Annotated in this window: 3 protein-coding genes; 1 reads left to right on the forward strand and 2 read right to left on the reverse strand. The window is 53.6% G+C overall.

Annotation, left to right across the window (positions count from 1 at the left end):
* Both AC6F7T_RS13875 and AC6F7T_RS13880 read right to left on the reverse strand, forming a co-directional pair.
* Positions 1–446, reverse strand: a 446-nt coding sequence (locus tag AC6F7T_RS13875) for a cbb3-type cytochrome c oxidase subunit I (RefSeq protein ID WP_500719806.1), incomplete at its 3' end; no start/stop codon positions are given.
* On the reverse strand, positions 443–1,201 hold the full coding sequence (locus AC6F7T_RS13880) for an SCO family protein (RefSeq protein WP_500719808.1): 759 nt from the start codon (positions 1,199–1,201) through the stop codon (positions 443–445). The genes AC6F7T_RS13875 and AC6F7T_RS13880, both read right to left, overlap by 4 nt.
* Positions 1,202–1,500: 299 nt before the next feature.
* On the opposite strand from AC6F7T_RS13880, the gene AC6F7T_RS13885 reads away from it, so the two are divergent.
* Entirely contained in the window at positions 1,501–2,625 is a 1,125-nt protein-coding gene (locus AC6F7T_RS13885) for an ATP-binding protein (RefSeq protein WP_500719810.1), read from the forward strand.
* Positions 2,626–2,789 lie beyond the last annotated feature (164 nt).

Consider the following 2,789-nt stretch of genomic DNA (forward strand, 5'->3'; position numbering starts at 1 on the left):
TGGACGTAAAATGTCCAGCCGGTATCAGGGGCCCCGGTGCCGGTAAAAATAGCCAAAACCGCCAGAATCGCGCCTATGATATACAAATACCAGGAGAGCAGGTTGATTTTGGGGAAGAAAACATCCCGCGCGCCGATCTGAATCGGCAGCAGCAGATTGCCGAATGCCGCGGGAATGCTGGGGATAATGAACAGGAAAATCATAATAATGCCGTGAACCGTGAAGGTGGCATTATAGGTCTGGGCCGTCATGATGTGTTGGCCGGGAGTAAATAGTTGCAGACGCATGGCCAGGCCGAGCACGGCAGCAACAATAAACATGGTGGTGATGCAGCCGAGGTACATCATGCCGATGCGTTTGTGGTCGGTTGAGAGCAACCAGCCCAGCACGCCGGAACGGGGGCTCTCGCTGTAAAATCCGGTGTTGGTCAAGGGGGTTTTTGTCATGATTTTTTCTTTCTACCGCTGAAGAACAGAAACAGAAAAAAACTGCCGAGGGTTAACAGGATCACCGTGCCGCTGACGCGCAACAGGTTAAAGACATAACGGCGGTTTTCGGCATCATAGGTGAAACAAAATTCAAGGGCCTTGCTGATCGGGGTGCTGATGCGCCCTTCGGCAGCTTCAAGGATTGCCATGGTCAGGGTGATCGGCGGGATCGACTGGCCGATGAGGTAGCGCACAATGGTGCCGTCAGCGCCAACAATGAAGGCTGCCGTGGGGTGAACAAAGTTATCCCCCTCTTTGTAAAAAAAATAACCGGCAGAATCAGTCAGTTTAAGGATATTCTCCTGTTCTCCGGTCAGAAAATGCCAGGCCTCAGGGGGAAAGTCGATGCGCGTGGCGGTGAGAAAGGTGCGCTGACTGTGGGCCGCCATCGCGACGGTTTCTTCCGGATCAAAGCTCAAGGTGATCACCTGATAATCCTTGCCGGGGGTCAGACGCATTTTCGGCAGGGTTGACGACAGGCCGCCGAGTAATACGTTACAGACCGTGCGGCAATTGTAAAAAACCGGTACAATCAGGGTTGGCCGGTCAATCAGGTTGGCAAGTTGCACTTGTTGGCCATTCGAGTCAGTAAAGGTCAGCTCCAGGGGAATTTTCTCCCCCAGTTGCATCTCCAGGGCGACGCGCTTTTCCTGCGCCGGTACGGTGTTAAGACTGAGCAGGTAGAAAATCAACAGCAACAGGGCAACACGCAAGAGCAGCTCCTTGGTGATCATCGGAATGTTGGGTGTGTTGGCGGGCCGGCGATTTTGCGGATACGCGGACAAGTCTACCTAACCAGTAAGCAATTGTAAATACAACAGGAGGAAAAACGGAGAAAAAAACCGGGGATGCCGTATTTTTTATATAATCATGGCAGATGTTGCGTCACCGGTTGCTGACAAGTTACAGCGATTGTAATAAGTTAAAAAATAATCAGCGCCCAGACTCGCCTGTTCTATTTTCCTCGTTTATTAGTATCGGAGCAGATTGTTGGGCTGGAAAGGAGTATCAGGTGTTGTCTAAAGGTTCCTCCATCGTGGCATTTTTACGCCGGTCCCTACCGCTGCTGTTGGTTGTCGGTTTGATTCTGCTGGTAACTATATTTCACTATCTTACTTCCACTCTGCATGCTCCATTTCACGATATTTACCGGCGTCTTTACTATCTGCCCATCGTCTTTGCTGGTGTCTGGTTCGGGTTGCGCGGCGGGTTGCTTGCAGCAGCGTTCGTGTCATTACTTTACCTGCCGCACGTTTTGTGGCAGCTGGTGCCTTTCCATGGCAACCTGCTGGAGCAAGTACTTGAAATGCTGCTCTATCACGTTGTCGGCGGAATTACCGGGCTACTATCCCAGCGAGAACGCCATCAGCGAAAATTGTATCAGCAGGCGGCTGAACGTCTTGAACGCAGTTATGCGCAATTGCGCCATCAGGCTGATGAACTGATTGCTGCAGAAACGGAATTGCGCCGCAAGGAGCGGCTTTCTGCTCTGGGTGAAATGAGCGCCGGACTGGCTCACGAAATCCGCAACCCCCTGGGATCGATCCGCATGGCTGCAGAAGTGGTGACGGAAGGACTGACGGAGGACGATCAACGCTATGAGTTCGGGCAGATTCTACAAAAAGAAGCGCAGCGGTTAAATGCGGTTCTTGAAGAATTCCTTGGTCTGGCACGTTCCCCGGTGGAAGATGTAGAAGTTGTCGAGCTGGCCGCGTTGTTTGCTGAACTGAAGCTGCAATTAACCCCCCTGGCGAAGGCCAACCGGGTTGCCATTGTCGCTGAACCAAGCGCTGAACGGCTGGAGATAGCGCCTCTACCCCTGCGTCAGGCGCTGCTGAATCTGGCCCAGAATGCGATCCAGGCCATGTCTGCCGGAGGGCAGTTGACCCTGTCGGCCCAACGGACGGAAACAGCTATCCAGTTGCGGGTGGAGGATACGGGCGAGGGGATCGATGAAGAAATGCTGCAGCAGATCTTTACCCCCTTTTATACCACCCGTGAAAATGGTACCGGACTGGGACTGGCCATCACCCAGCGGCAGGTGGAATGCATAGGGGGGACCCTGGAAGTTACCAGCCAGCCGGGAGTCGGCACCAGGTTTGTCATTGGTTTGCCCTTGGCAACAGCCCTGAAATAGTGGCCTCTTGCGTCCGGTCAGAAGAAAAACAGATGGATCAGGACCCGGCCGGTCTCTCCGCACAGGGCCCCGCAATGGTCGGTCTGACCAGAAGCGGTTTTATTGCCGGCTGAAGCTAGCAGGGCAACGCCGACCAAATCCAGGGGGTTGATCATGAAGCCGGC

The sequence above is a fragment of the Pelovirga sp. genome, from assembly GCF_059864205.1.